Genomic DNA, 24076 nt, shown 5'->3' on the forward strand with positions numbered 1-24076 from the left:
TCCCCACGCTGCCGGGCACTGATCAACGTCCGGTCAACGAATGTTGAACGTGGGAGTTGATCGGCGCCCGGCCCCGCTCACGTGCCCGGAGTCGATCGGCGCCCGGCGCCGCTTACGGCCCGCCTACGCCGTCGCCCCCTTGATGATCGCTATGCGCGCGCCGTGCGGGTCGGCGAGTTTGGCGAGGCGGCCCACGCCCTCGATGTCCACGGGCGCCATCCGGACCGTGCCGCCCAGCTCCTGCGCCTTGGTGGCGACCGCGTCGACGTCGGCCACTTCGATGTACGGCATCCAGTACGCCCCGGCCTCGGCCTCCAGCGGGTCGCTGTCGAGCGGGACGACGCCGCCGAACATCGAGTCGGGGCCGGCTGCCGCGGGGTTGACCGTCGTGTACGTGCCGCCCGGGAAGGTCACTTCGGAGGTCTCCCAGCCGAACACCGCGTGGTAGAAGCCGGTGGCCGCCTTGACGTCCGGGGTGTACAGCTCGACCCAGGACAGCGTGTTCGGCTCGCTGGCGGCTTCCATGCCGCTCATCTGTTTCGGCTGCCAGGCGGCGAAGCCGACGCCCGCCGGGTCCCGGAAGTACGCGCTGCGGCCGAGCTCCATGACGTCCATCGGCTGGAGGACGACCGTGCCGCCGTCCCGCTCGACGGCCTTGGCCGTTTCGTCGGCGTCCGGCGTCCGGAAGTACACGTTCCAGGCGGGATCGCCCTGCTCGGCCGTGATGGCCATGCCGCCCGCGACGGTCTTGCCGTCGGCCTGGAACGTGCCGTACCCGCCGACTTCCGGGCCGCCGGGCTGGAAGGTCCAGCCGAAGACTCCGGTGTAGAACGCGGCCGCCGCGTCCAGGTCGGGTGTGCCGAGGTCGAACCAGCTGGGAGAGCCTGTGACGTAACGGGTGCTGAGCATGGTGAGCTCCTTCGTGGGTCCCGTTGTCCTGCCATCTTGAGTCTTGCACCAGGCACTGACAATTCGGGACGGAGCCATTCCGGGGCGCCCTGAAGCGGCGCCGGTGTGCGCGGGCGCGGACCCTCGGCGCAGGCCGGTTCGGCGTGGTGATCCGGGCGCTGATCCCGATCGGGATGCACCACTTCTTCTCGTTCTTCCCCTGGTTCGAGGCCGGCACGTTCGTCAACCCCCACACCGGCGCCGAGGTCCACGGCGACATCGCGCGCTTCCTCGCGGGCGACCCGAGCGCCGGCCAGTTCATGACCGGCGGCTTCCCGATCTACATGTTCGCGCTGCCCGCCGCGGCCATGGCCATCGCGCACACCGCGCGGCCCGAGAACCGCACGATGGTCAAGGGCATGATGATCTCGGTCGCGCTCACCGCGTTCGTCACTGGTGTCACCGAGCCCGTCGAGTTCAGCTTCGTGTTCGTGGCCCCGCTCCTGTACGCCGTCCATGCGCTGCTCCCCGGCGTCTCCATGGCGGTCTGTTACGCCCTTGGCATCCGCGACGGCTTCGGCTTCTCCTCCGGCGCGATCGACTACGTCGTCAACTACGGCATCGCCACCAAGCCCTGGCTCCTCATCCCGACAGGACTGGCGTTCGCGGCGCTCTACTACGTGATCTTCCGGTTCGCAATCGTGCGCTTCAACCTGCCGACGCCCGGCCGTGAACCGGTGGAGGGCGAGTCGGGCGCGGGAGATGCCGCCGACATATCCGCCGACGCACCGGCGGACACTCCCGTGCGCTCCCCTGACGCCATTCCCCCGGGCGCCGCCCGGGAGGACGATCCGGCCTCCAAGGCCTGACGCTCCGCCCGCTCCTCCCATTCCGCACTCCCGCCGCCCGCACGCGGCGGGGCCCACGAAAGGATCCCTTCATGTCCGGATCGCGTATCACCTTCCTCGACGGCCAAAGTGGTCAGCCGCAGGCGCTTGAGCGCGTGATCGCCCGGGTGCGGCGGCAGCTCGACGGCCCGGCCCTCGACCGGCTGCGCACGGCCGAGCGTCCGCTCCTGGCCGGGATCGGCGCCTCCTACGCGGCCCTCGCCGTCCCGGTCGAGGTGCTGCGCGGTCACGGTGTGCCGACCCAGCGGGTGCTCGCCAGCGAGATCGAGGACGGGCTGCACGGCTTCGACACCGATCTCCTGATCGGGGTCTCTCAGGGCGGCCGCAGCTCGGAGACGATCGCGGCGTTCAGGGCGGCGGAGGACGTGCCGACGCTCGCCGTCCTCAATGTCACCCCCTCGCCCCTCGGCGAACTCGCCGACCTGACCGTCGACATGGGCAACGAGCCCGACTCGTACGCTTCGACCATCGGGTTCACCGCCACGGTCGTCGCCCTCGATCTGATCGCCGGCGCCATCGCGGGCCGCCGGGGCGACCCGTGGGACGGCATCGCCGCGCACGCCGAGGCCGCCCGTGCCCGCGCGGGCCAGGTGGTGGCGGCCCTCCGCTCTCGCGCGGCCCGGTGCGTGGCGGCCGACTGCGTGGCCTCCGGCGCCTCCCGCGTCAGCGCCGAAGAGGCGGCCCTGCTGCTTCGCGAGGTGCCCCGGATGCCGGCCGCGGCCTCGGTCACCCGCAACTACCTGCACGGCGAGATGGAGTCGGCGGGCAACACGCTGCACCTCGTGTTCGGCGACGGCCGCGAGGTCGAACTCGCCCGATCCCTGTCGGCGGCCGGCCATCTCACCCTCCTGATCACCACCCAGGACGTCGAGGTGGCCGACAGCCTCGGTGTCGTACGCCTCCCCCGGTGCGCCCCCAGTGCCCGGGTCGTCCTGGAGACGGTCGTGGTGCAGGAGCTCGTGGCGGCGCTCAGCGACGAACGCGACGTGCCCATCGAGTCGTTCGTGTTCGCCAACGACGACACCAAGGAGGGTGGCGTCGACGCGGCGGACTTCGAGCTGGCCTCGCCGGTCGCGGTCGCCTAGCTACTTGTCCTTGGCACGGCTCGGCTGTACCCGCTTGGGCTCCCCCGGCATCTTCGGGTAGTCCGGCGGGTACGGCATGTCGCCGAGCTCGTGGTCGCGTTCGTCCCGCTCGGCGAGTTCGAGGAGCGGCTCCAGGCCGAAGGCGTGGGTGTCCATGTCCGCGTGCAGATCGCCGAGTTCGGCGTAGCGCGCGGGCATGGTCCGCAGGTCGAAGTCCTTGGGGTGTACGTCGTCGAGCTCGTCCCAGCGCAGCGGCGCCGAGACCGGGGCGTGCGGCTTGGGGCGTACCGAATAGGCGGAGGCGATGGTGCGGTCGCGGGCGGTCTGGTTGTAGTCCACGAAGATCCGCTCGCCGCGTTCCTCCTTCCACCAGGCGGTGGTGACCTTCCCCTCCATACGGCGCTCCAGCTCGCGGCCGATCGCGATGGCACAGCGCCGTACCTCGGTGAACGTCCAGCGGGGCTCGATCGGGATGAACACGTGAATGCCCCGGCCTCCGGACGTCTTGGGCCAGCCCGTGATCCCCAACTCCGCGAGCAGCGCACGGAGTTCATGGGCGACGGGCACCGCGTCGTCGAAGTCGGTGCCCGGCTGCGGGTCGAGGTCGATGCGGAGTTCGTCGGGGTGGTCGGTGGCCTCGCGCCGTACCGGCCAGGGGTGGAAGGTCAGACAGCCGAGCTGGGCGGCCCACAGGACGGCGGCGGGTTCGGTGGGGCAGATCTCGTCGGCGTGGCGGCCGCTGGGGAAGGCGATGCGGGCGGTGGGGATCCAGTCGGGGAGGTTCTTCGGGGCCCGCTTCTGGAAGAACGACTCGCCGTCGACGCCGTCGGGGTAGCGCTCCAGGGTGGTGGGCCGGTCGCGCAGGGCGCGCGTGATGCCGTCGGCGACGGCCAGGTAGTAGTTCGCCACGTCCAGCTTGGTGTAGCCGAACTCCGGGAAGTAGACCTTGCCCGGGTTGGAGAGCCGGACGGTCCGCCCGCCGGCCTCCAGCTCGATCGCCTCGCCCTTGCCCATGCAGGCCACGGTAGGCGGCGGGCACCAATGCCGCATATCGGTGAGAATCGGTTGTATGGATCTTCCGGTGATGCCGCCCATGAAGCCGATGCTCGCCAAGTCCGTGGCGAAGATTCCGCCCGGCATGCAGTACGAGGCTAAGTGGGACGGGTTCCGGGCGATCGTGCACCGCGACGGCGCCGAGGTCGTCGTCGGCAGTCGCAACGGCAAGCCCCTGACCCGCTACTTTCCCGAGCTGGCGGCCGCCCTCGCGGAGCGCCTGCCCGAGCGCTGCGTGGTCGACGGCGAGATCGTCATCGCGCACGAGGGCCGCCTCGACTTCGACCGGCTCACCGAACGCATCCACCCCGCCGCGTCCCGGGTGAAACTGCTCGCCGAGCAGACCCCGGCGAGCTTCATCGCCTTCGACCTGCTCGCCCTCGGTGACGCCTCGCTCCTCGACACCCCGCTGGCCGAGCGCCGCTCGCTCCTGTCCGAGGCCCTGAAGGGCGTGTCGCCGCCTGTGCACCTCGCACCGGCCACCACCGACATCGAAGTGGCCAAGCAGTGGTTCGAGCAGTACGAGGGAGCCGGCCTCGACGGGGTGGTCGCCAAGCCCCTCGACCTTCCGTACCGGCCCGACGCCCGCCTCATGTACAAGATCAAGCACGAGCGCACGGCGGACGTGGTGGTGGCCGGATACCGCCACCACAAGAGCGGCCCGGTGGTCGGCTCGCTGCTGCTCGGCCTGTACGACGCCGCGGGCGCTCTCCAGCACGTCGGCGTGTGTGCGGCCTTCCCGATGAAGCGCCGCGCGGAACTGATCGACGAGCTCGCGCCGCTGCTCATGGCCGACCCGGTGGCCGAAGGTCACCCGTGGGCGGCCTGGGCCGAGGAGGCGGCGCACGAAAGCGCCCGGCTTCCGGGGGCGACCAGCCGCTGGACCGGCAAGAAGGACCTGTCGTGGGTGGCGGTGCGCCCCGAGCGGGTGGTGGAGGTGGCGTACGACCACATGGAGGGCGACCGGTTCCGGCACACCGCGCAGTTCCGCCGCTGGCGCCCGGACCGCTCCCCCGACAGCTGCACCTACGCGCAGCTGGAGGAACCGGTCCGGTACGACCTCGCGGAGGTGCTTTCGTCAGGGGGTGGGTGAGGGACAGGTCGGTGCGGTCGGGGTGCCGGTGGGGTCCGGCGTCGTCGGCGCGGAGGGGGATCCGGTGGGACAGCCCGGCAGGCCGGGGCTGCCCGACGGCGAGGGCCCGGGGCTCGTGCTCTCCGAGGGCGAGGGCGACGGGTTCGGGGATCCGGAGGCGGACGGAGAAGGAGAGGGGGACGGCGACTGCGGAGGTGGCGACGCGGACGGGCTGCCGCCGGGACGCGCGGGGACGGAGGCGGAGGGCCCGCTGCTCGGCTGGGGCCCGATGACGATGCCGCCGCCCTGCTTCTTGCCGTGATCGGCGTCGAGCTGCTGGGCACTGCCCGCGCCGGGCGTGGTCGGCAGCACGCCCTTCCCGTCCGGTACGGCATGGGTGCCCCGGCGGTAGAACTCCAGCCACGACAGGACCGTACGCAGATAGTCGGCGGAGTGGTTGTAGCTCAGCACCGCGCGGTCCAGGTCGGCCGGGATCGCGAGGTCGCGGGAGTCCGCGCAGAGATACACCCCGGCGGCGAGCGCGGCGTCGAAGACGTTGTTGGGGTCTTTCCGGCCGTCACCATTGCCGTCCTGGGCCCAGGTTGACCAGGTGGACGGGATGAACTGCATCGGGCCCACCGCACGGTCGTAGCGGGTGTCCCCGTCCAGGGTGCCGTGGTCGGTGTCGGCGATGACGGCGAAGCCCGCGCCGTTGAGCACCGGTCCGAGGATCGGCGTGAGGGTCGTGCCGTGTGCGTCGACCCGGCCGCCGCCCGCGTGCCCCGACTCCACCTTGCCGACGGCGGCAAGGAGTTGCCAGGGCAGGTGACAGCGGGGTTCGGCGTTCCTCAGCCGTGCCTCCGCCTGCTGGTACGCGGCGAGGACGGTGGCCGGGATGCCCTCCTGCGTCCACACCGGGTCGATCACGCCCACGGCGGGCGGCGCACTCGGGGGCCGTGGCGGGACCAGCGGCGGGAGCTCGGTGTGGTAGGAGCCGTCGGCCGGGGGCTGTTCGTGTACGGAGGCGGAGGGACCGGCCACGGGATCGTCCGGGCCAGGCGGCACCGCGTGCAGGAGCCCGGGGGCCTGCGAGGCGGTGAGCGCGGCCATCGCGACGGCTGCGACCGCCGTACCGGCCAGCCCGCGCCGTAACCGCTTCCCGCCCGGCAGCCGCGTGACGAGGTGGAGCTCCGGGGCCTTCACGATCCCTGCCCGAAGGTGTCGATGCCGGAGATCTGCCAGGTGGTGCCGCTTCCTCGCACCATGTCGACGGTGAACATGGCGGCCGCGTAGGTGGTTTCGGGCTTCTTGCCCGCCGTTCGCGTGCTGCTCTGGTCGGCGTAGACGAGGACCCGGGCGCGAGAGCCGTCGATCATCTCCACGCCGCTCTCGGTCACGGTGGTCGTAAGGACCAGCTTCTGGTCCTTGGCCTGGGACCGCACGGCGGCCAGCATGTCGCGGTGCTGCTGAACTGCCTTGCCGGTTAGGAGAGTTGAGGCCGCCTTGTCGGCAGGTGCGGTGTCGGCATAGTTGTACGAGAACAGTGCGGCGACGGCCTTGGCGGTCTGCCCCTTGGCCTCACTCGTACGGGCAGGATCGGTGAGGGCGGCGTTGCGCGCGGCCGGATCGGAGCGCAGCGAATCGGCCCGGGTGGCGGCGAGCGCACCGCAGGCCCCGAGCAGGACGACGAGTACGCACAGGACGACGGGAGCACGAACGGAGACCAGGCGGCGCAGGCCGCCGAGGGACTGCTTGGCGGCCCACCGGAGGGAGACGGGGCGCGTCCTGGTCGACGACGGGGGCGCCTCGGTATCCGAACTAACCCTTTCTTTAAGGGAGTTGGCGTCCTTGGACGCATGGGAGGATCGCTTCCCGCGCTCCGTCGGTGTCTCCGTGGCGGCGACACGGGCAGCGCCCGCATGCGCGAGTCGGCGTTGGCGGTTGACCAGGTGGCGGGTCGTCGACATGTGCGGCTCCTGTCCGGGGGCGAGTGGGGCTCAGTTGGCCGCGCTGTTGCCGACCGGCGCCTGGCCGAGGGCGTTGAGCTTCCAGCCGGCGGGCGTACGGGTGAGTTCACCGAGCATCCGGCTGTCCTTGGCGGCGGGCTTCTCCTTCGGCGCCTGCACGGTGATCCGCAGCGCCACCATCACCCTGGCCCGGCCCGCCCGGTCGTCGAGCTCGGTGACCGCGCCGTCGAGCACCTTGGCAGTGGTGACGGTCTGCGCCTGCCGCACCTGTTTCTCGAACTCGCTTCGTCCGTCCGCCAGTTGCTGATGGAGATCGCCGGTGGTGGAGTCCTGCCACATGTCGAGGCCGTGGGCCAGGTCCTTGTGGTCCAGGGTGGAGAGGTTCTGGACGGCCTGTTCGCCGGCCGCCAGGACCTTGTCGCGGGAGGCGGCATAGGCGGCGGAGTCGTCGTGCGCCGCGCCGTACCAGGACCAGCCCGCCCACACCGCGAATCCGCCTGCCAGCAGGGTGAGCACCATCGCGGCGATGAGCAGGGGCTGGATCGTCATGCGTGCCATGTTCTTCGTGATCCCTCTCGCGGGGGCCCGGCGGCAGCGGGCGCGTCCTAACGGGCTCGGATGTCGGTGATCTGCCAGTGCCCGTCGGCGAGTTGGGCCGTGATGGACAGCTGGGCGGCAGCGGTGGTGGCGGGCTTCCCGTCGCGCTGGGCCCGCTGGTCGAGGAAGACGAGCAGCTCCGCCGTGTCGTGGGTCAGCCGGGTGACGCCGGCCCGTACGACATGGGTGGTGAGACTGAGCTTCTGGTCGGCGACCCGTTGCTTCAACTCGCCGAACAGTGCGGCGTATTGACCGGCGGCCCGCCCACCGAGCAATGCCTTCGCCGCGTCCTCCGTGGCACGGGTGTCCTGGGGTACGTACGAGAAGACCTTGCCGAGGGTGTTGCTGACGTCGCCGATGACGCGGGTGGTGGCTGAAGTGTCGGTGAGTGCGTGGTTGCGGGTGGCGGTGGTGTTGGTCAACTGCCGTGCCTGGAAGAGGAGTCCAGCTCCGGAGAGGAGAAGAGCGAGCATGCAGGCGAGGGTGAGGGCGCGGCGGAGGCGGTTGGCGGGGGGTGTCGATTCGGCGGGGCCGTCGGGGTGAGGGCCGGGGGTCGCCTCGTCGGGTTCGGCGGAGCCGATGGGGTTGCGATCAGGGTTCGCCGCGTCGGCTTCGGCGGAGCCGATGGGGTTGCGATCAGGGCTCACCGCGTCGGCTTCGGCGGGGCCTTCGGGGTGAGGATCAGGGCCTGCCGCGTCGACCTCGCCGCCCGCATCACCCCTGGGATCCCGCTCCGGATCCTGCGCCGCCTTCAGCTCTGCTGTGCTCACGCTGCTTCTCCCTATCGGTCCGGGGTCAGGGGGCGGTGACCGGGACCGCGTTGAGTGCCTTCAACTTCCAGCCGGAGCCGGTGCGTTCGAGCGCCGCCTCGAAGCGTTTGCGGTCGGTGCTGGCCGTGCCGCCTGCCGGGGTGAGCTGGATCTGCACTGTCGCGATGAGCTTCGCCGTGCCGGAGCGGTCGTCGAGTTCGGTGACGGCGGCATCGGTGACGCTGCCGCGCGCCGAGGTGGTCGGCTTCCCCGCTCCCGTACGGCGCAGCTCGTCGTGGAGCGGGCCCGTCGAGGCGTCGAGCCAGGTGCGCAGCGCTGCGTCGGGGTGGGCCGCGTCCAGCGTGGAGAGCGCGACGATCTGCGTCCGGCCCGCCTTCAGGGCGGCGTCGCGCGAGGTGGCGTAGGCGACCGTGGAGTCGTCCCGCGCGTCCAGGTACGCCCACCCCTCGAAGGCCGCGAAGGCGAGCAAGGCGGTGAGTGCGGCCACCACGAGGGCGCGGCGGAGCCGGGGCCGGCCGGGGAGCCCGATCACGGGTGCGCCTCCTTTCCGTCGGCGGCGGGTTTCAGGCCGAGCAGCCCCGCCAGGTCAAAGGGGCCGCCGCTCGGCAGCACGGGCAGGGCCAGGGCTCCCGGGAGCGTCGCCGCCGGGACTGCGGGTGCGACGGAACGCTCCGGAGGAAGTGCCCCTGGCTGAGCGGGAGTTGGGACCGGTCCGCCGGTCGGGGCGTGGGCCGAGCCGCGCACGTCGGTGCCGCTGCTCGCGGGCGTGGCGCATCTCGCCTTGGTGTTGAGGTTCGGCGTGTCGAGGGTGTCGAGGCCGTTGCGGTAGACCGTGCCGCCGTATCCGTCGGTGCAGGGAAGCGGCGCGAAGAAGGTGACCGCCATGCCCAGATTGGCGCCCTTGGCGTCGATGGCCGTTGCTCCGGCCGCTGCCAACGGCGGTAGTTTCACGAGGAGTTCCTCGATTCCGCGCTGCCGTGTCACGGCTACGTCGGCGGTCGTGAGGAGGTTGGCGAGCACCACGCTGATCCCCGGGTTCAGATCCCGGAGCAGCCCGCTGAGCTGGCCGGCCGCGTCCGGCGCGGCGGCGATGAGGCGGCGCAGATCGGTGTCCGAGCCCTTGAGCGTGGCGGCCAGCTGCTGCGCCCCCGAGGCGAAGGTCTTGATGGCCTGCCCCTCCTCGGCCTGCGTGCTCAGTACGGTCTGGCCGTCCGCGAGCAGCGTGGTCGTGGTGGGCAGCGCCTTGTCTGCCGCCTTCACGAAGTCGGTTCCGTTGTCGAGGAGTACCTGGAGGTCGTCGCCGCGCCCTTCGAAGGCCTTGCCGAACTCGTCGACGACGGTGCGCAGCGAGTCCAACGGCACTGAGGAGGCAAGGCTGTTGACGCTGCTGAGCACAGTCGTGACGGGCGCCGGGGTAGCGGTGTCGTGCTGGTCGATCTCGCCCCCGTCGCCCAGATAGGGCGCCCCACTGGAGGTGGGCCGCAGGTCGATGTACTGCTCGCCGACGGCGGACAGGTTGGCCACCACCGCCTTCAGCGCGGTCGGGATGGGCGGGGCCGAGTTGTCGATGTGCAGCTCGGCGACGACCCCGTCGTCGGTGAGCCCGATGGGTCCGACGCGGCCCACCGACACACCCCGGTAGGTGACGTTGGAGTGGGTGAACAGGCCGCCGGTCTCGGCGAGATGGACCTTCACCGTGTAGTAGTCGCGGATGCCGACGTAGTGGCCGACGTCCGCGTACCGGAACCCGGTGTAGCCGAGCACCAGCACCGCGATCACGAGGAACGCGAGGTTCTTGAGCTTCGTCGCGAGGGTCAGCATCAGCGCGTCCCTCCCGCACCGCCGACGGACGGCAGGCCGAGTGGCGCCTTCTGCGCGCCCGAAGCGATCGACGTCGGTGGTGTGGTGAGCGGCGGAATGACCTGAGTGCCGGGAGCGGCCGTCACATCGAGGTAGACGTTGAGGTAGTCGCCCTTCACTCCGCGCAGCACCTCGTCCGTGAACGGGTAGGTGACGAGCACCTGGAGCGAGTCCGGCAGGTCCTTGCCGGAGTCCGCGAGCGCCTTCAGCGTCGGTGCGAGCGCCTTCAGATCGGCCACCATGTCGTCCTTGCTCTTGTTGATCGTCGAGACGGCGACCGTGGAGAGGGTGTCGAGCGACTTGAGCATCGTGAGGAGTGAACCCCGTTGGTTCTCAAGGACTTCGAGGCCCGGAGACAGTCCCGTGAGTACGGTGCCGACCTGCTGTTTGCGGGTGGCGAGGGTGGCGGAGAGCCGGTTGACCCCATCGAGCGCGTCGGTGATGTCGCTGCGGTGCCCGTCCAGGTCGGTGACCAGCGTGTTGACGCGCTGGAGCATGGAGCGGACCTCGGGCTCGCGGCCGCCGATCGCCTTGTTGAGCTCGGTCGTGATGGTCTTGAGCTGGTTGACGCCGCCTCCGTTGAGCAGCATGGAGAGCGCTCCCAGGACCTCCTCGACCTCGGGGTTTCGGTTGGTCCGCGCGATCGGGATCGCGGCGCCGGGCCCGAGGCGCCCCTGGGCCGTCTCCTTGGACTCCTTCGCCGGCGCGGAGAGCTGGACGAACTTCTCGCCGAGGAGGCTGGACTGTTCCAGCCGGGCGTACGCGTTGGCGGGCAGCCTCACGTCTCCCCTGATCCGCATGGTGACCTTGGCGGACCAGCCGCCGGGGGCGAGCGACACTTTGGTGACCCGGCCGACGGCGACGTCGTTGACCTTCACCGCGGCCTGCGGCACCAGGCTCAGCACGTCGGCGAAGTCGGCGGTGATGTCGTACGGGTCGCTGCCCAGGTCGGCGCCGCCGGGCAGCGGGAGCTGGTCGATCCCGGAGAACGACGGCACCGAGCAGCCGCCGAGGGTGAGGGCCAGGGCGACGACGACCGCGACTCCGGCGCCCACTGCGGCTCCGGTGCGGCGCGTGATGCGGGCCCTCATCCCTGGCCCCCGTTCTTCGCCGAAGGGTCATCCTTGGCGGGGTCGGCCGCCGTCCCGTACACCGTGCCGACCGGGGGCAGCGGCAGCGTCGGGAGCGCTTTCAGGCGGGCCTGTGGCACCGGAACGAGCCCTGCGCTGCCCGCGACCGCCGGGTTGAGCGGGAAGGCGATGGCGCCGCCCATGCTGATCTCGTTGATGTTGCCGCGTCCGTCGAGGGTGCGGTGCGCCGGGTCGTAGGCGTTGAGAGCGTTTCCGGCGGCCAGGGGCGCGGTGTCCAGGGCTTCCGCGAGCGAGGCCCGCTGGTCGACGAGGATCTGGGTGAGCGGGGCGAGCTTGTCGACCTCGGCCTTGAGGCTGCCGCGGTTGTCCTGGACGAAGGTCTTGACGTTGCCGAGCGCGGTGCCGAGTTCCTTGAGGGCGCCCGCCAGGTTGTCCTTGTTGTCGGCGAAGAACGAGGTCACATCGGCGAGTTGGTTCTGCGCGTCGCGCACCGCGCCGTCCTTGTTCTTCAGCATGGTGGTGAACGTCTGCAGGTAGGACAGCGTGGCGAAGAGGTGCTCGCTGCTGCCGTCCAGCGTCTTGGCCGCCTTGCCGAACTGCTCGACGGAGTCGCCGATCGCAGCGCCGTTGCCGTCGAGGTTCTTGGCCCCGGTGTCGAGCAGCCCGGAGAGCGCTCCCGAGGCGTTCACGCCGCCGGGCCCGAGCGATTTGCTGAGCTCCGTGATGGAGGCGTAGAGCTGGTCGACCTCGACGGGGGTGGCGTTGCGCGAGGCCGGAAGTTCCGCCCGGTCGGCGATCTCGGGGCCGCCGGTGTAGGCCGGGGTGAGCTGGACGTACCGGTCGGCGACGACGCTGGGCGAGACGACGGCGGCCCGCGCGTCCTTGGGCACCCGTACGCCCGGGTCAAGCGTCACCACCACTTTGACCTGCTGTCCCTGTGGCGTGACCGAGTCGACCTCGCCGACCTTGACGCCGAGGATCCGCAGGTCGGACCCGGGGTAGATGCCGACGGCGCGGTCGAAGTAGGCGGTGATCCGCTTGCCGCCCGGGTCGGCGAACACGCGCAGCCCGCCGACCACGGTCGCGGCGATCACCGCGAGGGCCAGGACGATCGTGAGAGCGCGTCGCCGGCTCATGGGTAGCCTCCGTTCTTCGGCGGCATGCAGCCGTGGTCCGGAAGCGACTTCGCCGGCAGATAGTTCCTGGGGACGAGCCCGCAGAGGTAGGTGTCGAACCAGCGGCCGTTTCCGAGGGTGTTGCCGACGAGCCGGTAATAGGGGCCGGCCAGGGCCAGCGTGCGGTCGAGGCCCTGCTGGTTCTTCATGAGGACGTCCGTGACGCGGCCCAGCGCCGTGAGCGTGGGCTTCAGTTGGGCCGAGTTGTCCTTGACGAGCCCGGTGAGCTGGGTGCCGAGGCTGCGGGTTCCGGTGAGAAGTGCCTGGATGGCGTCACGGCGCTGCTTGAGTTCGCCGAGGAGCAGTCCGCCGTCGTCGATGAGGGTCTCGAAGCTGCTCTTCTTGTTGGCCAGCGTCTTGGTCAACTCCTCGCTTCCTTTGAGGAGTTGGGCCAGTTGCGTGTCGCGCTGGGACACGGTCTTGGACAGCGCCGAGAGGCCGGTGACGGCGGAGCGCACCTCGGGGGGCGAGTCCTTGAAGGTGTCGGAGATCGTCTCGAAGCTCTTGGCGAGCTGCGCGGTGTCGATGTCGCCGATCGTGTTGCTGAGCCCCTCGAAGGCCTGCGTGACGTCGTACGGGGATGTCGTGCGGGCCAGCGGGATGCGGCTGCCGGGGTCCTGCTTCGCGGTGCCGAGCGGGTCGATGGCCAGGTACTTCTCGCCGAGCAGGGTCTTGATGGCGATGGCCGCGGTCGAGGCGTCGCCGATCCAGGCGTGCTTCACCTTGAAGGTGACCTTCACCTTGGCGCCGTCCAGCGAGACGGCGCTGACCTCGCCGACCTTGACCCCGGCGATCCGCACCTCGTCGCCGTCGCGCAGCCCGGCGGACTCGGAGAAGTCGGCGCTGTAGGTCGTGCCGCCGCCGATGAGCGGCAGCGAGTCCGCGTTGTACGCGGCGATGCCGATCAGGGCCAGGAGCAGCAGCCCCACCAGGCTGACCGCGACGGGGTTGCGCTCCTTCATGGGCTTGAGGCGGGGGCGCTTCAAGGGCACGCGCTTCGGAGCGGGGCGCCTCAGGGCGGGGAGTCTCATCCCTGGCACCTCGAATCGCTGACCGGGATTCCGGTGGGCGGCGGGCTGCCGTCCTGGGTCGTCACGCCGGACACCTTGGCCTCGCAGAGATAGAGGTTGAGCCACGATCCGTACGACGCGACCCGCGTGATGGCCCGCATCTTGTCGGGGGTCTTGCGCAGGAAGTTCTCGATCTGCGGAGCGCTCTCGGCGAGGTTGGAGGAGAGGCGGCCGAGCTGTTTGATGTCGTCCTTGAGCGGGGCCCGGCCGTCCTCGAACAGTCCGGCGGTGACGGTGGTGAGGTCGCCCATCGCGGCGATGGCGTCGCCAAGGGGCTTGCGGTCGCCGGCGAACCCGGAGACGAGCTGCTGGAGCGTGACCACGAGGTCGTTGAAGCCCGCTTCGCGGTCGTTGACGGTGGCCAGGACGGTGTTCAGGTTGGTGATGACCTCGCCGATCACCTTGTCCTTGGCGGCGACGGTCTGGGTCAGCGAGCCGATGTGTTTCAGCAGGCCGTCGACGGTGCCGCCCTCGCCCTGGAGTACCTGCACGATGGAGCCGGCGAGCTGGTTGACGTCCTTGGGTGAGAGTCCTTCGAAGAGGGGCTGGAATCCGTTGAAGAGCTGGGTGAGGTCGAGGGCCGGGGTGGTGCGCTCCAGCGGGATCGTCCCGCCCGGCGCGAGTGTGGCGCCGACCGCGCCGGTGCCCCGGCCCAGTTCGATGTAGCGCTGGCCGACCATGTTGAGGTACTTGATCGAGGCGGTGGCCGTGCCCGGCAGCGTCCGGCCGCGCTGCACGGAGAACGTGACCTGGGCGAGCCTTCGGTCCACGACCTCCACGCTGTCGACCTGGCCCACCTTCACCCCGGCGATGCGGACGCTGTCGCCCTCGATCAGGCCGGTGGTGTCGGTGAAGCGCGCCTTGTACGTCCGGGTGTCGCCCACCCCGGTGTTGGCGATGGACAGGGCGAGCACGGTGGTCGCGAGCGCCGTCACCAGGACGAAGACGAGCGACTTCACGAGCGGGCCCGCGATGCTGCGGCGCTTCACTTGATGGTCACCTCCGTCCCCCTCAGGGCGGGCCCGACGAGCAGGCTGCTCCAGTCCGGCAGGGACTGCGGGGCCTGTGGCAGACCGGGCGCGAGCAACTCGTTCACCAGCTGGTTCTCCTGCGGCGAGTTCGCCGGCCCGAGCCCGGCGTCGGAGGCGGCCGCGGTGTTCGTGGGAGCGCTCTCGGCGGGCAGCGGCGCACCGAGGTAGGGCACCGGGTAGCAGTGCGGGCCGCCGCTCGCCGTGTACGCGGGGGTGTCGCGGCCCGGGACGTACTTGCCGAGCGAGGGCACGGCCTTGACGGTGACATGGAGTCCGGGCTTGTCCGTGCCCTTGCCGAGCGCCTTGTCCATCGCGGGGACGAACCCGGCAAGGGTGCGCAGAGTGCAGGGGAAGGACGAGGAGTACTTGGCGAGGAGCTCCAGGGTGGGGCGGCTCACCTCGCTCAGCCGGATGATGTTGTCCTTGTTCTGCTGGAAGAAGGCCGTGAGGTCCTGGGCGGTCTTCGTCGTCTGGCCGTAGACATCGAGGAGTCGGGTCTGCTGGTCGACGAGGGTGCCGGTGGTTGTCGTGGCGTCCGTGAGCGCTTTCAGGATGTCGGGGGCGGCATCGCTGTAGGTCTGGGAGACCTTGACGAGCTGCTTCAGGTCGGCGTTGAGGGTGGGCAGGTTCGGGTTGAACTTCTTCAGGTGCGCGTCCAGGGTGACGAAGGTGTCGCCGAGCTGGGAGCCGCGGCCGCGCAGCGCCTGAGCCACGGCGGAGAGCGTCGCCGACAGCTTGTCCGGCTTGACCGCGGTGAGCATCGGCAGGACGTTGTCGAGGACCTGCTCCAGCTCGATGGCGTTGCGGGACCGGTCCTGCGGGATGACCGCGTCGGCCGAGAGCGCTCTCGTGGACGGGTTCGGCGGCGGTACGAGCGCGACGAACCGTTCGCCGAAGAGCGTGGTCGGCAGCATCTGCGCCCGCACGTCGGACGGGATGTGGCTGCGCTTTCCGGGCTGGAGGGCGAGGGTGAGTCTCGCGCCCTGGCCGTCGGCGCTGATGGTGCGGACCTCGCCGACGACGACGCCGCGCAGCTTCACCTCGGCGCCCGGGTGCATCTCGTTGCCGACGCTGCTCGTCTCCACGGTGATGGTGTCCGAGCGCGTGAAGTCCTTGTCGTACACGGCGATCGAGAGCCACACGAGGAGCACCGGGACCACGAGAAAGACGACTCCGGCGAGGCGGCGGCGGACGGTCGGGGTGTTCATCCGGCCACCTTCACGGTCGTGGTGGCGCCCCAGATGGCCAGCGAGAGGAAGAAGTCGGTGACCGCGATGAGCACGATCGCGTTGCGGACCGAACGCCCCACCGCGACGCCCACTCCGGCCGGGCCGCCCGTGGCGCGGAAGCCGTAGTAGCAGTGGGCCAGGATCACCATCACGCTGAAGATGAGCACTTTGAGCACGGAGAGCAGCACGTCGGTCGGGGAGAGGAACAGGTTGAAGTAGTGGTCGAAGGTGCCGCGCGACTGGCCCTTGAAGACGACCGTGGTCAGCCGGGACGCGAAGTAGGAGCTGAGCAGCCCGATCGCGTACAGCGGGATGATCGCGACGACTCCGGCGATGATCCGGGTGGTGACGAGGTACGGCAGGCTGCGTACGCCCATGCCTTCGAGGGCGTCGACCTCCTCGTTGATGCGCATCGCGCCGAGCTGGGCGGTGAAGCCGGCGCCCACGGTGGCGGACAGGGCGAGGCCTGCGACGAGCGGGGCGATCTCGCGGGTGTTGAAGTAGGCGGAGACGAAGCCGGTGAAGGCGGCGGTGCCGATCTGGTTCAGCGCGGCGTACCCCTGGAGGCCGACCACGGTGCCGGTGAACAGGGTCATGGCGATCATCACGCCGATGGTGCCGCCGATGACGCCGAGCCCGCCGCTGCCGAAGGCCACCTCGGCGAGCAGCCGCTGGACCTCCTTCGTGTAGCGCCGCAGCGTGCGCGGGATCCACAGCAACGCCCGTACATAAAAGGCCAGTTGGTCGCCGGAGCGGTCGAGGAGGGTGAAGAGGGCCATCGGGTCAGCCGCCCTTCGGGGGGACGATCTGGAGGTAGATCCCGGTGAGGACCATGTTCACGAAGAAGAGCAGCAGGAAGGTGATCACGACGGACTGGTTGACGGCGTCGCCGACGCCCTTGGGGCCGCCACGCGGGTGCAGCCCCCGGTACGCGGCGACGATCCCGGCGATGAACCCGAAGATCAGCGCCTTGATCTCGCTGACGTACAGGTCGGGGAGCTGGGCGAGCGCGGAGAAGCTGGAGAGGTAGGCGCCCGGGGTGCCGCCCTGCATGATGACGTTGAAGAAGTAGCCGCCGAGGGTGCCGACGACGGAGACCATCCCGTTGAGCAGCACGGCGACGAACATGGTCGCCAACACCCTGGGTACGACGAGGCGTTGGACGGGCGAGACGCCCATGACCTCCATGGCGTCGAGCTCTTCGCGGATCGTACGGGAGCCCAGGTCGGCGCAGATCGCGGAGCCGCCGGCGCCCGCGATGAGCAGCGCCACGATGAGCGGGCTCGCCTGCTGGATGACGGCGAGGACGCTGGCGCCGCCGGTGAAGGACTGGGCGCCGAGCTGCTGGGTGAGCGAGCCGACCTGGAGCGCGATGACGGCGCCGAACGGGATGGAGACGAGGGCCGCGGGCAGGATGGTGACGCTGGCGACGAACCAGAACTGCTCGATGAATTCCCGGAGTTGGAAGGGGCGTTTGAAGACCGCCCGGGTTACGGCAGCGGCGAGCGCGAAGAGCTGCCCGGTCTGGCGGAACGCGCCGAGCCCGGGGAGGGGGCGGCGCGGCGCTGGTGGTGTCGGGGTCGGGGTCGGGGGGTTTCTCTCGGCCTGCGTCGTCACGGCGTCGCCTCCTGAGCCGGCGCCATGCCGTTCTCGATGGCACGGCGAGCCGCGGGCGGCAGCTGGTCGAGCATGGCCATCACCCGCAGCTTGCGGCGCAGCACCGCCTGCCGGGCGGGCAGGCCGGGCGAGGGCTCCAGTTGTGCGGGGATGCGGCGGGGTGAACTCTCGTACTCCTGCGTGGAGTTGAGCTGTTCCATGGCGAGCGTCGCGGCGTCCTTCTCCTCGGACATGCCGATGGGGCCCTCGCGGCGCCCGCTGAGGAACTGGGCGACGACCGGCTCCTCGCTGGTGAGGAGCACCTCGCGCGGGCCGAAGGTGACGAGGTTGCGGCGGAAGAGCATGCCCATGTTGTCGGGCACGGTCGAGGCGATGTCGAGGTTGTGGGTGACGATCAGCATCGTCGCGTCGATCTGCGCGTTCAGGTCGATCAGGAGCTGCGAGATGAAGGCGGTGCGGACCGGGTCAAGCCCCGAGTCCGGCTCGTCGCACAGAATGATCTGCGGGTCGAGCACCAGGGCGCGGGCGAGCCCGGCGCGCTTGCGCATCCCGCCGGAGATCTCCCCCGGCAGCTTCTCCTCGGCACCGAGCAGGCCGACCATGTCCACCCGCTCCATGACGATGCGACGGATCTCGGACTCCTTCTTGCGGGTGTGCTCGCGCAGCGGAAAGGCGATGTTGTCGAAAAGGGACATCGAGCCGAACAGGGCACCGTCCTGGAACATGAGGCCGAAGAGTTTCCGGGTCTCGTAGATGTCCCGCTCGGGACTGCTCACCATGTCGACGCCATTGATGAGCACTCGGCCGCGCTCCGGCTTGAGCAGCCCGATGAGCGACTTGAGGAAGACCGTCTTTCCGGTGCCGGAGGGCCCCAGCATGACGCTGACTTCTCCCGCGGGCAGGGTGAGGGTGACGTCCTGCCAGATGTTCTGCTTGCCGAAGGACTTCGTCAGGCCTTCGACCACGACTTCAATTCCCATCCCACCTCCAGCAGGCACATACGGAGTGACGCGAGGGCACCGAGGGGCGCACGGTAAGTTGCGCGGCGGCACCGAAACAAGATCCCGGACGGCCACATCGGTGAAATCCCTTTTCCTTGTCACTCGTTGACAAGTTTCCAAGTCGGCCTGGCGGACGACTGCGCAGCAATTGAGCAGTTGTGGGCGGCCGCACGAAAGGACGGGGGCGCCGTGGCCGAGGGGAGCTTGACCGTGACGCCCCCGCCCCGGGCAGCGAGCCCGGGCCCGGAATCAGGGACGGGCCTGGGGCTTCGCCCATGTGGCTCCCGGCCTTCGGGGGCGCGGCCGGGAGTGTGGACGCCGGTGGACCGAATGCCGGGTGAGCAGCGGACCGGACCGACCTCACACCGGACGCTACGACTGGGTAATCTCGCTCTGCAATACCGGTTCCGGAAGTTTCCGCGAGCCCGCGCCCGGCCGTCGGCAACTTGTCATCACAGCAGTGCTTTCACTCCGGAACTTGTCACAAGGTGAGGGGTTGCACCTGTAACCGGCCGTCCGGCCAATCCTTTTGGGGAGAGAACCGGGAACTTCGGCACGAATGCCCTGACTCCGTCGGCGGTATTGCGCACCTATCGACAAGAAAAACCGGCCGGTTGCTCACCGGGGACACAAGGAAGGGCCTTGCTCGGCACAATCTTCAACGACAGGATTGTGCACCGATGTTTCTCGCAAGTAACGTCCGCCTCGTCACAGATCGTACGTGGCTGAATCCGTACCCGTAGCTGGTGAAATCGGAGGAATTTACCGTGCGAAGCACTCTTGGAAAGCTTGCCCTTTTATGCGGCGCCGCGACGGCCGCATTCGCCATGGCGACCGCGCCCGCCATGGCTGCGTCGCCCACGAACTGGGTGATCGGCCCCAACTCGCCCGAGAGTTTCACCGCCACGTCCAGCAATGTCGTGCTCTCCGTCAACGGCATCGACATGACCTGCACCTACTCGGACGCCGGGGGCTCCCTCCAGAGCGCCACGGGCAACCCGGCGGCGGTCGGCAGCATCGACCCGGTGCACTTCGGCAGATCCGGTGAGCCGTGCACCAGCTTCCTCGGCGCGGTCGACACGGTGGCGAACACCCCCTGGACGCTGAACGTGACCGACTTCGACGCGGGCAGCGGCGTCTCGCAGGGTTACATCTCGGGCATCAACGCCCGTGTGTCCGTGGCGACTTGTGCCTTCACCGTGACCGGCACCGCGCACGGCACCTACACCAATGCGTCCGGTGACCTGGCCATCGCGACCAACCCCACCGAGCTGACGGTCTCGGACCCGACGGCGGGCTGCTCGGGCGTGGTGTCGGCCGGTGACCACCCGACGTTCAACGGTGACTTCATCGCGGTGGTCAGCGGCACCAGCACGCACCCCTCCATCGTCGGCTCGTAACGCCGCATGACGCAGCGCGTACGCCCGGGACCGCCCGGCCGGGGCCCATGGCCGGCCGGGCGGTCCCCCAGCCGCGGCGCAGGCGCCGCCGGCCGCTTCGAGGAGCTGAGCGAGTGGAGCTGAACGCGACGTGACAGGGACTCCGAGCCCGGCCGGGCGGTGGCGGAGCATGCGCGGGCGGGGCGCGGCCGCGGCGGCGGCCGTAGTCCTGGCCGGGATCGTGCCGGGCGCGGACGTGGCCCGCGGCGACCAGCAGGTCAGCACCGAACTCGCCTACAGCTGCGCTTTCCCGGACGGGGCGCGGCCGGTGAAGGTCGGGGTCGGCGCCAGGTTCCCCGACCGGGCGGCCGTGGGCACGCCCATCAGGCCCGCCGAGGTCACCGCATCGGTGACCCTGCCCGATGCCGCGGTCGCCGAGCTCACGAAACTTCATGCGGCCAAGAGCGGCGCCACCACCCGCCTCACGACCGAGGTGGCCCAGAACGGCGCCGCGGCCCAAGCCCTCTGGCAGGGTGCCGCGCCCTCCGTGCCGCTCGCCGCGACGGGCAGCGCCACCCTCAAGGCGACCGGTGAGGTCCCCACCATCACCGCGAACAGCCCCGGCGGCCTCACCGTGACGGCGGCGGGCCTCACCATCGACTTCAGCCCGGTCACCGCCGAGGGCGCCGCGACAGATCCCGCCACCCTCTCGGTGACCTGCACGCTCGCCCCCGGCGGATCGGCCCTGCTCGCCAAAGTGCCGGTGAACGCGGCCAGTTCCTCCCCCAGCCCGACCCCCAGCACCTCGGCGACGGACCCCGCGACCGGCGGTCCGCGACAGCCCTCACCCTCCGCACCCAAGGTCGTCCCTCCCAAAGCCCAGGGCGCACCGACCGCCACCGCGCCCGAGTGCCGGGGCGACACCACCCAGCCGCTCGCGCTCTCGGCGTACGTCACCGGGTTCTCGAACGTCACCAAGCTGGGCGGCGCCTCGCTGATCCCCGTCTACTGCGCCAAGATCGTCCAGGGCCCCAGCCGGCTCAAGCGGATCGAGGTCCGACCGGGCGTCTTCGAACTCCATCTGTTCCAGAGCTCCGTCGGCCGGCTCGACCACCAGGGCCGCACCCAGACCCCGCCCGCCCCCGCGACATTCCTGACCTTCGGGTTCATGCCGACCACGGCCATGATGACGCTGGAACAGACCGGGCCCATGGCCATCGACTCGGACCTCAACAACACCGCGGGACACGGCGAGACGTACATCAGGATTCCGCTGACCCTGCGTCTGAGCGACGTCAAGGTCAACGGGACGCCTCTCGACGTCGGCCCCAACTGCCGTACCACCGGCTCCGTCTACTCCGACGACCCGGACCCGGCGAAGAACACCAAGGACCACTTGGTCCTGCTCGGCAAGCTCAAGAAGGGCACCGACACGGTCTGGCGCGGTTACTCGCTCTCCCGGGGCGGACCGCTCGATGGCTCGGTGACCATTCCGCCGTTCACCGGCTGCGGGGTGGGCGAGGACCTGAGCCCGTTGTTCACCGCGTCCGTGTCCGGGCCCGCCAACACGGTCAAGCAGAACCAGGGAGCGCCGTGTGCGTCCGGCATCCCGGACGACCCGGCGAAGCTCTGCACCTCCGACAAGCAGCCGACGAACGTACCGCCACCTCTGCGCTGAGCACCACGGCATGCAGATCCGGCCAACTCCCGTACCGCACACGGCCGTTGCCGCACCCGCCCATATCCGTACAGGACGTCGTGAGTCGAGACGTCGAGAGGGGACGAACTCATGAGACCCGTATCCACCCGTCTGCGCGCGGGGCTGCTGGCCACGTGCACGGCCCTGACCGTGCTGGTGACCGTGGGCCCGGCCTCCGCCGATTCCGCCCCGGCTGCCCAACTCGCGGGCAATTGGGCCCCGTTCACCCGCTGCCCGGTGGACGACCCGGCGATGCTGGCCGCCGACGGCCGCGCCGAGATCGTGCAGTGCATCGCCTCGCACGCGGCGAGCGGTTCCATCAAGCTGGGCAGCACCGAGGTCGTCACCGGCGCCAGCGATCTGCAGGCCGGCGTGGTGCAGCACACCGGCGGCGCGCCCACCCTGGTCGCACCGGCGGGCGGCGCCCTGATCGCCGACTCCGCCGACATCCCGGGCGGCCTGCTCGGCCTGATGTGCCCGAGCGACATCCCCGTCATCGGAGACATCTGCCGGCAGATCACCAACAGCACCCTCAACCGGGTCACCGCGACCGTCGAATCGGCCGGCGCGCCCACCGGCTTCGACCTCACCGCGGGCGCCACCTCCGGGAAGCCGATCCTCTCGATCCCGGTCCGCATCCACCTCCAGAACCCGTTCCTCGGCGGCTCCTGCTACGTCGGCTCCGCCACCCACCCGATCGTGCTGCACCCGCAGAACGTCACCGCCCCGGCCTTCGGCATCAAGCGCTTCGACGGCAACGGCACGCCCAATACCACGGGTGTCATGAACCGGCTCAGCCTCACCGGCGCCGACCAGACCGACACCACGTTCGCGGTGCCGGGAGCAAGCGGTTGCGGGCTCGCCGGGATGCTCGACTGGGCGGTGAACCTCAAGACCGGGCTGCCCTCGGCGGCCGGCAACAACAGCGTCGTGCTGAACAGCGCCTCGACCTACCTCGCCGGCCTCCACGCCCCCGGCACGGTCGTCCCGAACAACGGCAAACTGCTCTCCCAGTACTGGCATTCAGCGGTGCAGTAGCCTTCGCCGACCCACCCGACGGCGGCCCGTGCACGCCCAGGCCGGGCCGCCCCGGAATCGGCCGACAACCGATGCCCCATGAATCGAACACCGCCCCAAGTGTTGTCCATCACACGGGAGTTGTTCTAGGTTCGGCAGTCCGCGAAAGGTACGCACCTGACGGTCGGTGGGAGCGCTTTCTCCATCGGCCCTCCCCCACCGGGCGCCGTAGTGCAAGGGGAGTGAGATGCCCGCAGCCGCGCATTCACCGGACACCCAGGAGCCGTTGGGACCGCTCCCACAGGAGTTCGCCGCGATCATGCGGCCCGAACTGCCGGGCCTGCTCAAGGAGATCGGCGCCGAGATCACCCGCGCCTACCCCGAGTACGCCCGGCTGCTCGACGGGCCCTACGGCGAGGCGATCCGGGTCGGCGTGGAGCAGAACCTCGCCGTCTTCGTCGACCAGGTGGCTTCCCCCAGCGCCCCCTCCACGCTGCGCGACGAGATGTGCCGCCGCTTCGGCCGGTTCGAGGCGTACGAGGGCCGGAGCCTGGACACCCTCCAGGGCGCCTACCGGCTCGGCGCCCGGGTGGCGCTGCGCCGGGCGAAGAAGATCGGCCGGCGCTACAACCTCTCCCCCGCCCTGATGCTCAGCTTCGCGGACGCGCTCTTCACGTACGTCGAGGAGCTGGAAGCCCTCTCACGGGAGGGCTATCTGGAGGTCACCTCGTTCTCCGGGGAGCGCTCGGACGCGCTGCGAAGACGGCTGCTGCATCTGATCCTGGCCGGGTCCCCGGTGCCGCGCGCGGCGATCGCGGAGCTCGCCGACCAGGCCCACTGGCCGCTGCCCGAGCGGGTCACGCTGGTAGCGCTCCGGTCCGGGGCGGGGCTCACGCGGGCGGCGTTGGACAACGATGTCCTGATCGATCCGGGCGAGCCGCTGCCCCATCTCCTGGTGCCCGGCCCGGTCGACGAAGTACGAAGACGGATGCTGGACGCGGCCCTGCGCGGGTCCAGGGCTGCGGTCGGCTTAGAGGTCCCCATCGGCGATGCGTCCGATTCTCTGCGCTGGGCCCGTCAGGTCCTCGAACTCGCCCAATCGGGGGTCATCGAGAGCGACTCCAGCACGCTGTACTGCGAGGACCACCTCGTCACGCTGTGGCTGCGCTCCGCCCCGGCGCTCCTCGAACACCTCGGCCGCCGCGAGCTCGCGCCGCTCGACGCGCTCACCCCCGGGCGGCGCGACCGGCTCGTCGAAACCCTGCGGACCTGGCTCGCGACCCGTGGCACGGCCGCCCAGATGGGCGAACTGCTTGACGTGCACCCGCAAACCGTGCGCTACCGGATGCGCACCCTGGAGTCCGTCTTCGGCGAGCGGCTCACCGATCCCGAACACCGGTTCGCCACCGAACTTGTGCTACGCGCAAGGGACCTCGGCCACCGCGATCGGCCCTGAACTTGCCCCGATCGGCGCCATAATCATCCGATTCACTTCGAAAACAACGGATAAATATCGTCAAGTCCCAAGGCCGGAGCGAACCCGCCGCTGGATATGCCCGTCTGAGTG

Annotated in this window: 22 protein-coding genes and 1 pseudogene; 7 read left to right on the forward strand and 16 right to left on the reverse strand. The window is 70.2% G+C overall.

Features of this window, described 5'->3' with window-relative positions; all coding sequences use genetic code 11:
* Positions 1-123: 123 nt before the first annotated feature.
* Positions 124-909, reverse strand: a complete 786-nt coding sequence (locus tag ACSHXC_RS04310; protein WP_438290249.1) for a VOC family protein — start codon at positions 907-909, stop codon at positions 124-126.
* A gap of 122 nt (positions 910-1031) precedes the next feature.
* Between ACSHXC_RS04310 and ACSHXC_RS04315 the strand changes: the two are divergent.
* Together ACSHXC_RS04315 and ACSHXC_RS04320 are read left to right on the forward strand one after the other, a co-directional pair.
* Positions 1032-1631, forward strand: a pseudogene (locus ACSHXC_RS04315) (PTS transporter subunit EIIC); the annotation flags it as partial.
* A gap of 197 nt (positions 1632-1828) precedes the next feature.
* Positions 1829-2881, forward strand: a complete 1053-nt coding sequence (locus ACSHXC_RS04320; protein ID WP_438290250.1) for an SIS domain-containing protein — start codon at positions 1829-1831, stop codon at positions 2879-2881.
* Here the strand turns inward: ACSHXC_RS04320 and ligD are convergent, their stop codons facing one another.
* Positions 2882-3895, reverse strand: a complete 1014-nt coding sequence (gene ligD / locus ACSHXC_RS04325) for a non-homologous end-joining DNA ligase (protein ID WP_438290251.1) — start codon at positions 3893-3895, stop codon at positions 2882-2884.
* A 55-nt stretch (positions 3896-3950) separates the two neighbouring features.
* Here ligD and ACSHXC_RS04330 point away from each other — a divergent pair, with 55 nt between their 5' ends.
* Positions 3951-5027 carry an ATP-dependent DNA ligase gene (locus ACSHXC_RS04330; RefSeq protein ID WP_438290252.1) on the forward strand — a complete coding sequence of 359 codons (1077 nt, stop codon included), beginning with the start codon at positions 3951-3953 and terminating at the stop codon, positions 5025-5027.
* Here the strand turns inward: ACSHXC_RS04330 and ACSHXC_RS04335 are convergent.
* From ACSHXC_RS04335 to ACSHXC_RS04400, 14 genes are all read right to left on the reverse strand, one after another.
* A complete protein-coding gene (locus tag ACSHXC_RS04335) occupies positions 5013-6116 on the reverse strand; it encodes a lytic transglycosylase domain-containing protein (protein ID WP_438296425.1) in 1104 nt (367 codons plus the stop codon). The two genes, ACSHXC_RS04330 and ACSHXC_RS04335, sit on opposite strands and share 15 nt — an antisense overlap.
* Before the next feature lie 89 nt (positions 6117-6205).
* Entirely contained in the window at positions 6206-6973 is a 768-nt protein-coding gene (locus tag ACSHXC_RS04340; RefSeq protein WP_438290253.1) for a hypothetical protein, read from the reverse strand.
* Between the two features lie 30 nt (positions 6974-7003).
* A complete protein-coding gene (locus ACSHXC_RS04345; protein ID WP_438290254.1) occupies positions 7004-7531 on the reverse strand; it encodes a hypothetical protein in 528 nt (175 codons plus the stop codon).
* Between the two features lie 47 nt (positions 7532-7578).
* Complete coding sequence (locus ACSHXC_RS04350) at positions 7579-8340, reverse strand: hypothetical protein (RefSeq protein ID WP_438290255.1); 762 nt, start codon at positions 8338-8340, stop codon at positions 7579-7581.
* 25 nt (positions 8341-8365) lie between these two features.
* Positions 8366-8872 carry a hypothetical protein gene (locus tag ACSHXC_RS04355; protein ID WP_438290257.1) on the reverse strand — a complete coding sequence of 169 codons (507 nt, stop codon included), beginning with the start codon at positions 8870-8872 and terminating at the stop codon, positions 8366-8368.
* Positions 8869-10161 carry an MCE family protein gene (locus ACSHXC_RS04360; RefSeq protein WP_438290258.1) on the reverse strand — a complete coding sequence of 431 codons (1293 nt, stop codon included), beginning with the start codon at positions 10159-10161 and terminating at the stop codon, positions 8869-8871. Before ACSHXC_RS04360 ends, ACSHXC_RS04355 begins: the two co-directional genes overlap by 4 nt.
* On the reverse strand, positions 10161-11291 hold the full coding sequence (locus tag ACSHXC_RS04365) for an MCE family protein (protein WP_438290259.1): 1131 nt from the start codon (positions 11289-11291) through the stop codon (positions 10161-10163). Before ACSHXC_RS04365 ends, ACSHXC_RS04360 begins: the two co-directional genes overlap by 1 nt.
* Positions 11288-12427 carry an MCE family protein gene (locus tag ACSHXC_RS04370; RefSeq protein WP_438290260.1) on the reverse strand — a complete coding sequence of 380 codons (1140 nt, stop codon included), beginning with the start codon at positions 12425-12427 and terminating at the stop codon, positions 11288-11290. The genes ACSHXC_RS04365 and ACSHXC_RS04370 overlap by 4 nt, the downstream gene beginning before the upstream one ends.
* A complete protein-coding gene (locus tag ACSHXC_RS04375) occupies positions 12424-13497 on the reverse strand; it encodes an MCE family protein (RefSeq protein ID WP_438290261.1) in 1074 nt (357 codons plus the stop codon). Before ACSHXC_RS04375 ends, ACSHXC_RS04370 begins: the two co-directional genes overlap by 4 nt.
* Positions 13494-14525 carry an MCE family protein gene (locus ACSHXC_RS04380; RefSeq protein ID WP_438290262.1) on the reverse strand — a complete coding sequence of 344 codons (1032 nt, stop codon included), beginning with the start codon at positions 14523-14525 and terminating at the stop codon, positions 13494-13496. The genes ACSHXC_RS04375 and ACSHXC_RS04380 overlap by 4 nt, the downstream gene beginning before the upstream one ends.
* Positions 14522-15775 carry an MCE family protein gene (locus ACSHXC_RS04385; protein WP_438290263.1) on the reverse strand — a complete coding sequence of 418 codons (1254 nt, stop codon included), beginning with the start codon at positions 15773-15775 and terminating at the stop codon, positions 14522-14524. Before ACSHXC_RS04385 ends, ACSHXC_RS04380 begins: the two co-directional genes overlap by 4 nt.
* Positions 15772-16575 carry an MlaE family ABC transporter permease gene (locus ACSHXC_RS04390; protein WP_438290264.1) on the reverse strand — a complete coding sequence of 268 codons (804 nt, stop codon included), beginning with the start codon at positions 16573-16575 and terminating at the stop codon, positions 15772-15774. Before ACSHXC_RS04390 ends, ACSHXC_RS04385 begins: the two co-directional genes overlap by 4 nt.
* 4 nt (positions 16576-16579) lie before the next feature.
* A complete protein-coding gene (locus ACSHXC_RS04395) occupies positions 16580-17413 on the reverse strand; it encodes an MlaE family ABC transporter permease (protein ID WP_438290266.1) in 834 nt (277 codons plus the stop codon).
* A complete protein-coding gene (locus ACSHXC_RS04400; protein WP_438290267.1) occupies positions 17410-18393 on the reverse strand; it encodes an ABC transporter ATP-binding protein in 984 nt (327 codons plus the stop codon). Before ACSHXC_RS04400 ends, ACSHXC_RS04395 begins: the two co-directional genes overlap by 4 nt.
* Positions 18394-19259: 866 nt before the next feature.
* Here ACSHXC_RS04400 and ACSHXC_RS04405 point away from each other — a divergent pair.
* From ACSHXC_RS04405 to ACSHXC_RS04420, 4 genes are all read left to right on the forward strand, one after another.
* Positions 19260-19814 (forward strand): hypothetical protein, encoded by a 555-nt coding sequence (locus ACSHXC_RS04405; RefSeq protein ID WP_438290268.1) that lies wholly within the window; start codon positions 19260-19262, stop codon positions 19812-19814.
* Between the two features lie 130 nt (positions 19815-19944).
* Positions 19945-21471 (forward strand): DUF6801 domain-containing protein, encoded by a 1527-nt coding sequence (locus ACSHXC_RS04410; protein WP_438290269.1) that lies wholly within the window; start codon positions 19945-19947, stop codon positions 21469-21471.
* A 111-nt stretch (positions 21472-21582) separates the two neighbouring features.
* The gene (locus ACSHXC_RS04415) at positions 21583-22530 is read left to right on the forward strand and encodes a hypothetical protein (RefSeq protein ID WP_438290270.1); all 948 of its coding nucleotides are present in this window, start codon (positions 21583-21585) and stop codon (positions 22528-22530) included.
* Between the two features lie 226 nt (positions 22531-22756).
* On the forward strand, positions 22757-23965 hold the full coding sequence (locus tag ACSHXC_RS04420; RefSeq protein ID WP_438290271.1) for a helix-turn-helix domain-containing protein: 1209 nt from the start codon (positions 22757-22759) through the stop codon (positions 23963-23965).
* The last annotated feature ends 111 nt before the right edge of the window (positions 23966-24076 follow it).

Origin of the sequence: Streptomyces sp. HUAS TT7 (assembly GCF_051550175.1) — a bacterium.
GTDB lineage: Bacteria > Actinomycetota > Actinomycetes > Streptomycetales > Streptomycetaceae > Streptomyces.

Coding starts and splice junctions, on each gene's coding strand:
- ligD (WP_438290251.1), bottom strand. CDS start 3,895: ATGGGCAAGGGCGAGGCGATCGAGCTGGAGGCCGGCGGGCGGACCGTC.
- ACSHXC_RS04405 (WP_438290268.1), top strand. CDS start 19,260: ATGGCTGCGTCGCCCACGAACTGGGTGATCGGCCCCAACTCGCCCGAG.
- ACSHXC_RS04320 (WP_438290250.1), top strand. CDS start 1,829: ATGTCCGGATCGCGTATCACCTTCCTCGACGGCCAAAGTGGTCAGCCG.
- ACSHXC_RS04330 (WP_438290252.1), top strand. CDS start 3,951: ATGGATCTTCCGGTGATGCCGCCCATGAAGCCGATGCTCGCCAAGTCC.
- ACSHXC_RS04345 (WP_438290254.1), bottom strand. CDS start 7,531: ATGGCACGCATGACGATCCAGCCCCTGCTCATCGCCGCGATGGTGCTC.
- ACSHXC_RS04420 (WP_438290271.1), top strand. CDS start 22,757: ATGCCCGCAGCCGCGCATTCACCGGACACCCAGGAGCCGTTGGGACCG.
- ACSHXC_RS04415 (WP_438290270.1), top strand. CDS start 21,583: ATGAGACCCGTATCCACCCGTCTGCGCGCGGGGCTGCTGGCCACGTGC.
- ACSHXC_RS04370 (WP_438290260.1), bottom strand. CDS start 12,427: ATGAGCCGGCGACGCGCTCTCACGATCGTCCTGGCCCTCGCGGTGATC.
- ACSHXC_RS04340 (WP_438290253.1), bottom strand. CDS start 6,973: ATGTCGACGACCCGCCACCTGGTCAACCGCCAACGCCGACTCGCGCAT.
- ACSHXC_RS04310 (WP_438290249.1), bottom strand. CDS start 909: ATGCTCAGCACCCGTTACGTCACAGGCTCTCCCAGCTGGTTCGACCTC.
- ACSHXC_RS04335 (WP_438296425.1), bottom strand. CDS start 6,116: ATGGCCGCGCTCACCGCCTCGCAGGCCCCCGGGCTCCTGCACGCGGTG.
- ACSHXC_RS04385 (WP_438290263.1), bottom strand. CDS start 15,775: ATGAACACCCCGACCGTCCGCCGCCGCCTCGCCGGAGTCGTCTTTCTC.
- ACSHXC_RS04365 (WP_438290259.1), bottom strand. CDS start 11,291: ATGAGGGCCCGCATCACGCGCCGCACCGGAGCCGCAGTGGGCGCCGGA.
- ACSHXC_RS04400 (WP_438290267.1), bottom strand. CDS start 18,393: ATGGGAATTGAAGTCGTGGTCGAAGGCCTGACGAAGTCCTTCGGCAAG.
- ACSHXC_RS04375 (WP_438290261.1), bottom strand. CDS start 13,497: ATGAGACTCCCCGCCCTGAGGCGCCCCGCTCCGAAGCGCGTGCCCTTG.
- ACSHXC_RS04360 (WP_438290258.1), bottom strand. CDS start 10,161: ATGCTGACCCTCGCGACGAAGCTCAAGAACCTCGCGTTCCTCGTGATC.
- ACSHXC_RS04390 (WP_438290264.1), bottom strand. CDS start 16,575: ATGGCCCTCTTCACCCTCCTCGACCGCTCCGGCGACCAACTGGCCTTT.